Source organism: Microcoleus sp. S13C4 (assembly GCF_036700865.1).
Taxonomy (GTDB): Bacteria; Cyanobacteriota; Cyanobacteriia; order Cyanobacteriales; family Microcoleaceae; genus Microcoleus.
Map to the genome: position 1 here is coordinate 1 of NZ_JAUBPS010000129.1, position 6,919 is coordinate 6,919.

The window sequence follows — 6,919 nt, forward strand, 5'->3', positions numbered from 1 at the left end:
GAGGACGACCAGACATTGTAATTCTCTCCTTTACTTTTTACACAAGTCTATCACATCTTTAAAAAAATGGTATTAGAACATTTTATCGGGCTTATTTGTGATATTTATGAGAGAAATGTCTAACTCGATTAGCTGTTAAAGGTAAGGTAATTATTTTTAATGTCTAGGAACACTTTTTTAATTCATTTGCTTTTTGGTGGGCGGAATCGTTGTGTGTTTTTTTTTCTAATTTTAAGTAGTCTTTTAGGGCTATATTGCGGTAGCTTGTTGGTTTTTTCTTGAGCTTCCCTTTATGGGCAGTGGATGTAGTAAAGTGTGTTTGAGTGTGCTCAATAGAGTGAGACTGAGTATGGTATGTTACGATCGCCACCCCGAACAAAGTCATCTAACCAGTTGAGGAGATGGATGCAGGCTAGGACTCAAGTCTAAGTTACGATCGCCATGCCGAACAAAGTCATCCAACCCAAGGAAGACACTATTTGGTTTGTTCCGCTGTGCGTTTGTTGTCAGGGTAAGATCGAAGGTATTGGTGGGGTAGAACCCGTTGAGCGAAGAATATTTTTTGCTGATTTTCCGTGAATGGGTAGGTGTTAAAATCGGGCTATCAAATTTTTCGGCTCAAACTCATGTGGAGCAATAGTTTGATGCCCATAGTCTGAAAAAACGATTGACAGAAAGTCTGTAAGCTTTACAGCATAAGGTTTTGCAGGGAGTAGGGAAAATCTGGTATTGACAAGCCGAAGGCTGCAATGGTACTTTTGCTGTTGACTGACGCAACTGCACCTTGAAAACCAAATACACCCTGGCTTCTGGAACGGGCGGCCGGAAAAAACCTAAAACCCTATCAGGGATTGAAACCCTCCAAAATTAGGATCTATGCCCGCCAAATAAACTGCCGGAAAAAACCTAAAACCCTATCAGGGATTGAAACTAGAACTGTGGTTACTGTGCAACTCGTTATCACCCACGCCGCAAAAAACCTATTTCCCCATCTAGGGCTTGAAACGCCCAAACTACAAAATTATTGGCTCAAAAATAGACCTCTCCTCTCTCTTTTTATCTCCTCCCATAACCTCAAGCAATCGATCGACTACACGCCTCCAAGTAAAATTTTCAGCCACAAAAGCCGGGCCCGCCACCCTAGCTTTTGCAGCGATTCCAGGCTGTTCGATCGCCCCTTGCATTAAATCAGTCAAATGTTCCCACTCAGGAGCTAAGATAAATAAGGTTTCCCCGTCACTCACCACACCCATAAATTTACTTTCAATCCGCAGTGCAAAGTCCGATCGCGTAAAATCATCGGTAGGGCCGCCCTCGGTGCAAATAACCGGCAAACCGCAAGCTGCTGCTTCTAACACCGGGAGATTAAAACCTTCTGCCAAATAAGGAGAAACATAAACATCTGCTGCTTGGTAAAACTCTGCTATTTGAGCAAAAGATAGCTGGCTACCAGTATAAATTAATCTCGGTAAAACCCTCGCTCTTTCGGCATCGTTGAGCACAACTCGGCAGGCTTCCGCAATCTCCTCTCTGGACGGATAAAGCAGTTCTGAACCTTTTAAAACTAATCTCGCATCTGGATATTTGTCAACTACCGCAGCGAAGGCTTTTAATAAAGGGCGAATACCTTTGCGATCGGTTTGCCCTCCGATGTTTAAAAATATAAAATAGTTTGACCAGCCCAAGCTTTGGCGCAGTGATTGACGCCGATCGCCCGCAGCAGGATAATAAATCTTAGGATCGACTCCCAAAGGTACAACGGCAATGCGATCGGTCTCCACACCGCTGCGAATTAAGCCGGCTTTTGACCAAGCTGAAGGTGTAATAATTTTCGTTTCTGAATTAATGGGGGTTTGTGCGATCGACTTAACACCCATCCCCTGCAATACTGTACTGGTAACAATTCCCCATTCTGTGGCTGCAAATACCCAAGTTTGAGCGCTGCGGGAGGCCGAGAAGTCCCACGGGCAGTACATTCGCAGGGTAACATCCGCTGACTGATTTACCGCAGGGCTGTTAATGCTGCGAAGTAATGTTTCATTTGGGCGATCGAACAAACTAATTTTCGTCTCCCAAGCTGGGTCAATGTAGGGCATATCGCGGTGGAAAAGCTCAATTTGTCCTCGCGGGCGATCGAGCATTTCCAGCAGTTGAAATTGATTGGCTACACAATAGGAATGATAAATAAAACGCCAGCCTTCAACAATAATCTGCAATTCAAAACTCCCGCTTTTGGAATTAAAAACTCACCTAATAAGCAGAAATTGGTAATTAGTAATTAGCCAGCAGAAATTACCAATTACCAATTACTAATTACCCATTCCTTACTTAATCACTTGCCAATCCGTAATCCGCCACTGTCCCTCTTGACGGATCAAGTCGTAGCGCACCCGCAGGTTTTCATTGCGGGAAGAAACGAGCTGAGAACGATCGAACACTTCGGCTTTTTCCCCTACTTGGGCTTCTACTTGGGCGCGATCGGGATTAGTCGGATTCGTCTTAACTGCATCAACTTGCAGCTTGTGTACATAACGCTGGTGCGCGTTGTTTCGCTGTTGAGCTTCTGCCATCAATTGCCAGCGAGACAAAGCCGGTTCTGTCAGAACTTGCTTTAATTCTTCGACAGCGTGATTGGGGCCCAAAGCCGCTGCTTTCGCCGACAGCCAGCTTTGAACTAAGTCTCTTGCTGCTGCCTCCGTCATTGCTCCCGACACTGCGCCTGTGGCGCTCGGCTCTGGGGTCGCGGGCAAGGCTGGGATTTCTAGGGGTGGTTCTTCCAGGCGGACGAGGGCTTGCTCTCCTCGGAGGGGGCCCGATAGGGCTTGCATCGCGCTCGCCAATAGACTGAGTATTAACCACAGGAGTAAGAGGCTCAGGACACCTGCGACTAGAAACAAAGCCAGCTTGTTTGGAGGCATGGACTTGACTTGGGCGGTAAGTTCTGCTGCCTTGGTGCGCGCTTGATCGACCAAATCGCCCTTTAGCCCATTGCCCGTTGCTCCGCTGCGCCCTGAATGTTGGCGTCTGCGTGGTTTGGAAGTCGAGTCTGCGGGGTGTGGCTCTGTAGCTATCGGGAGAGAGACCGCCGCAGCAGCGCTCGGCGCGGCCGCCGTTGCCGGGGATTTCGCGCCCGAGGCTGCGGTGGAAGCGTCGCCCGGTACGGGGGTCAAGGTGACTGTACTGGCTCCTTGCTTGGCTGTGGGTGGCTGTGCGGGTATGGCAGCGGGCGATCGGCCTGCTGTCGGTTGCAGTCGCCCAGGGGGCTTGCCGGAGCGGGGCTGCACGACGACCCATTCGTTGGCGGTTTCTGCGTCTTGTGGCAAAGCTTCTAGGTAAGCTTGTACTTTCGGGTCGGCAAAGTAGTCTTTCAAGGACACTGACTCGTTGGCCAAGTCGCGGAAGTGGGGAAACACTTCTTCTTGTAGCCAGTGTTCGGCGTACAAGCACAGTCCGGGCAACAAGTCGGGTGAATCTTGGGAATGTTCGCGAATGAAGGCCAGGGGTTCTTTTTCCGAACTGAGTTCGAGGGCTCTGCTGGCTTCTTCTGTCTGGCCCAGCAGCAGGGAACAGACGGCTTTTTCCAGGTGAACGTCTTGGCGGCGACCGAGCTGCATCAGCATCAGCTTGGCCCGACGGATCATCGATGGCTGTCTGGCGGCAAATCCTTGGGCTAACAGGGTGTAGACCGAGAGGTAAGTGGCGACTGCTGAGGGGCGGCCGGCTTCGGCTTCAAATAGCGCCTGCTGCTCGCTGCTGGTTAGGTGTTTACGCATTTGCTGCACGAACCGGAGGAAGTCTTCTATTCCTAAACCCGATCGATCGTCTCCCGAACCGTCGATACCGCCTCGTTCTTGAAGCATTTCTCGCAGGATTTGCAGCCCCTGCCGACGCTCGGCGACTTTTTCTTCGGGGAGTGATAATAGCTCTAAAATGTTGTACGGACGGAGTTTGTATATGTCGGCTTGCATTTCACCCCTCACGCTTGCAAATAGGCTTTCGCGCAGCAGCAATTCTTGACCTGCTTCTAATGATTTTGCGGCATTTTCGTACTGACCTTGCTGCCACTGTTCGCGGCCAAGTTCTAGACAGGCAAGGCTGACAGTTAAAACTATATCTGGCCTCACGAGCTGCGGGTCGCCGAAACGACCTTCTGTGATCGCGATGCTGCCATTGTTAAGATACGGGCGACCCAGCTTCTGTACGAGTTCGTATTCCCCCAGTTCTTGCAGTATGAGCAGGGCTCCTACGAATTGGTTGTCATCGATTTCAATACTTGGAGTGTGGGGGTCGGGACCAGCCTCTAAAGCCTTGGACTCTGCCGGAGCGGTTTCTCCTGCGTCTTGCAGGAAGGTGGCCGTGCCTGCTGAGGTTTTCGACCTCTGGTGCTTGGCTTCGAGTGCGGCTTCCGACTCTCGATCGTAAGTTTTGGCTAAAAAACTGGCATCGTAAGCTTTGCGCCCCTCTGAGTCTGACAGAACGGCGCAGGCTTCATCGAGCAGTTGTTTGCGGGCGACGATCGCAACTTCAGAATACTCCCTGCGCGGAAGCTGTAAAGTTCGATCGCGGTGAGCCTGCTGCAACTGTTCGGCAGTAGCTTGAATCGGTAGACCCAAAATCCGGTAGTAATCTAGTGGAATTAACACTCGTCCACTTCCCCAAAGCGCTAGCAACTGAATTAGCCTATCTTAAGTGAGATACTCCCGCAAACCAAATCAAAAATTCTGGTGTTGGCTTCCAACCGCCCAATTCACGGTATCTTGGACTTGTCGTAGAGATAATCTGACTTTTTTCCCTCTACAGCGTTTTACAGTGAGGAAAATGCCTTGCCCCACTGCCCGTAAGCTAAATGAGTGGTTTGACTCTTGAGCATTTTCGGGTTTGAGAGTAAGGGAATTATATCATTTGTTGGCATGGGGTTTAGATGGGAGTTGGTTCTCCGAGTCCCGGCAATCCGCCCCGCCTGCCAAACTCATTTTAACAATTGGTGAACTGCTGCACAAAAAAGGTGCGATCGTTTTCTGCTGCGGTTGTGTCCCATCTGGGTTTAAATTTAGATGTCTAGGAAGCCGATCGTCGGGTATTAATTATTTATGGTTCAGGAACGGACTTTACCAGTTTTTGACGCGCAAAGCGTCAACATTTCTCGGGATGAGGGCTTGATGCTCTACGAGGATATGGTCTTGGGGCGCTATTTTGAGGACAAGTGTGCTGAGATGTACTATCGGGGCAAAATGTTTGGTTTTGTCCACTTGTACAATGGTCAGGAAGCTGTCTCTACAGGCGTGATTCGATCGATGCGGCGGGATGACACTGATTACGTCAGCAGCACCTACCGCGATCACGTTCACGCTTTGAGCGCGGGCGTCCCGGCGCGGGAGGTAATGGCGGAGTTGTTCGGGAAGGAAACTGGTTGCTCGAAGGGCCGCGGCGGTTCGATGCACATGTTTTCGGCCGAACACCGACTGTTGGGAGGTTATGCTTTTGTGGCTGAGGGGATTCCTGTAGCTACGGGGGCGGCTTTTCAATCAAAGTACCGACGCGAAGCTTTGGGGGATGAGAGTTCCGATGGTGTGACTGCTTGTTTTTTTGGCGACGGTGCTGCAAATAACGGGCAGTTTTTTGAGTGTTTGAATATGGCTGCTTTGTGGAAGTTGCCGATTATTTATGTTGTGGAAAACAACAAATGGGCGATCGGGATGGCCCACGAGCGAGCTACTTCTGATCCGCTGATTTACAAGAAGGCTCATGCTTTTGGCATGGCTGGTTTTGAGGTTGATGGGATGGATGTTTTGGCGGTGCGGGAAGTGGCGAAGGAAGCTGTGGCGCGGGCGCGGGCCGGCGAGGGGCCGACTTTGATCGAGGCCTTGACTTATCGCTTTCGCGGGCATTCTTTGGCAGATCCTGATGAGTTGCGTTCTAAGGAAGAGAAGGAATATTGGTTCCCCCGCGATCCAATTAAGAAGTTGGCTGCTGATTTGATCGATCGAACTTTGGCAACTGCTGAAGAATTGAAAGAGATCGACAATAAAATTCAAGCAGTAATTGATGATGCAGTCGATTTTGCTGAGAAAAGCGCTGAGCCAGATCCTAGCGAATTGTATCGGTTTATCTATGCAGAAGATGAGTAAGCTGTTGTGCATTTAACTTGTATGTTTAGGGTGGCCAGGATGCCCAACCCCTACTCCCCACAAGAGTGATAGATCTCCGTAGGGACACGGCGAAAGCCTTTGTCCCTACTGCACTTCCTAAACCTGCAATACGCTCTAAGACTTACGTACCAACTCTACTTGTAGGGTCTGCACTGCGAACCTTACTACCATAAATGGTGGCTATAATCAAAGGCAGACTTTATAGACGAAAAGAGAGGCGATATGATAAATCTCGATCGCGATATAACTCAAGCCAGCAAAAATATGCGTGCAGTTCGCGTCAAACTCAAGCTAACGAATGCCATTGATGAAGAGTTAGTCAAGAGAGGATTGCTCAATCCAAATCGGTTGCGCGTGTACGAAGCAGAAGCACTCATAGATACTGGTGCAGTACGCACAGCTATTCCTGTAGAAGTCTGCGAACACCTGGGTTTAAGAATTAGGCGTCAGGAAATAGCAAAATATGCTGATGGCAGACAAGAAACAGTGGGGTTGACTGGGCCTATTATCATTGAAATAGAAGGGCGCGAAACGATTGAGGCTGCAATGGTTTTAGGCGATATGGTGCTAATCGGTCAAACTGTGTTAGAAACTTTAGATTTGCTAGTAGATTGCAAAAATCAGCGTCTAATTGCTAATCCTGAAAATCCCGACCGACCTGTATTGAGAGTTTAATACTAAATCCACCTTAAATACCAGGGTAAGCTCATCTAATTTGGTATAAATTGTACTTGACTTTAAGGGCAAGATATGAAGGAGTATCCAGTCAA

At 49.0% G+C, this 6,919-nt stretch carries 4 protein-coding genes; 2 read left to right on the forward strand and 2 right to left on the reverse strand.

Going from position 1 to position 6,919, the window contains the following annotated elements:
• Positions 1 to 1,013: 1,013 nt before the first annotated feature.
• Positions 1,014 to 2,216, reverse strand: coding sequence for a glycosyltransferase family 4 protein (locus tag QT996_RS27725; RefSeq protein ID WP_333050646.1), 1,203 nt, complete (start codon positions 2,214 to 2,216; stop codon positions 1,014 to 1,016).
• 108 nt (positions 2,217 to 2,324) lie between these two features.
• Entirely contained in the window at positions 2,325 to 4,643 is a 2,319-nt protein-coding gene (locus QT996_RS27730) for an IMS domain-containing protein (protein WP_333050648.1), read from the reverse strand.
• Positions 4,644 to 5,090: 447 nt separating this feature from the next.
• Between QT996_RS27730 and pdhA the strand changes: the two genes are divergently transcribed.
• Both pdhA and QT996_RS27740 read left to right on the forward strand, forming a co-directional pair.
• A complete protein-coding gene (gene pdhA / locus QT996_RS27735; protein WP_006634162.1) occupies positions 5,091 to 6,128 on the forward strand; it encodes a pyruvate dehydrogenase (acetyl-transferring) E1 component subunit alpha in 1,038 nt (345 codons plus the stop codon).
• Positions 6,129 to 6,371: 243 nt separating this feature from the next.
• Positions 6,372 to 6,824: a clan AA aspartic protease gene (locus QT996_RS27740; RefSeq protein WP_333050649.1), complete on the forward strand. Its 453-nt coding sequence runs from the start codon at positions 6,372 to 6,374 to the stop codon at positions 6,822 to 6,824.
• Positions 6,825 to 6,919: the final 95 nt, after the last annotated feature.

What these genes read in the sequence shown, in the direction of transcription:
- pdhA (WP_006634162.1), top strand. Translation starts at nt 5,091, where the DNA reads ATGGTTCAGGAACGGACTTTACCAGTTTTTGACGCGCAAAGCGTCAAC.
- QT996_RS27740 (WP_333050649.1), top strand. Translation starts at nt 6,372, where the DNA reads ATGATAAATCTCGATCGCGATATAACTCAAGCCAGCAAAAATATGCGT.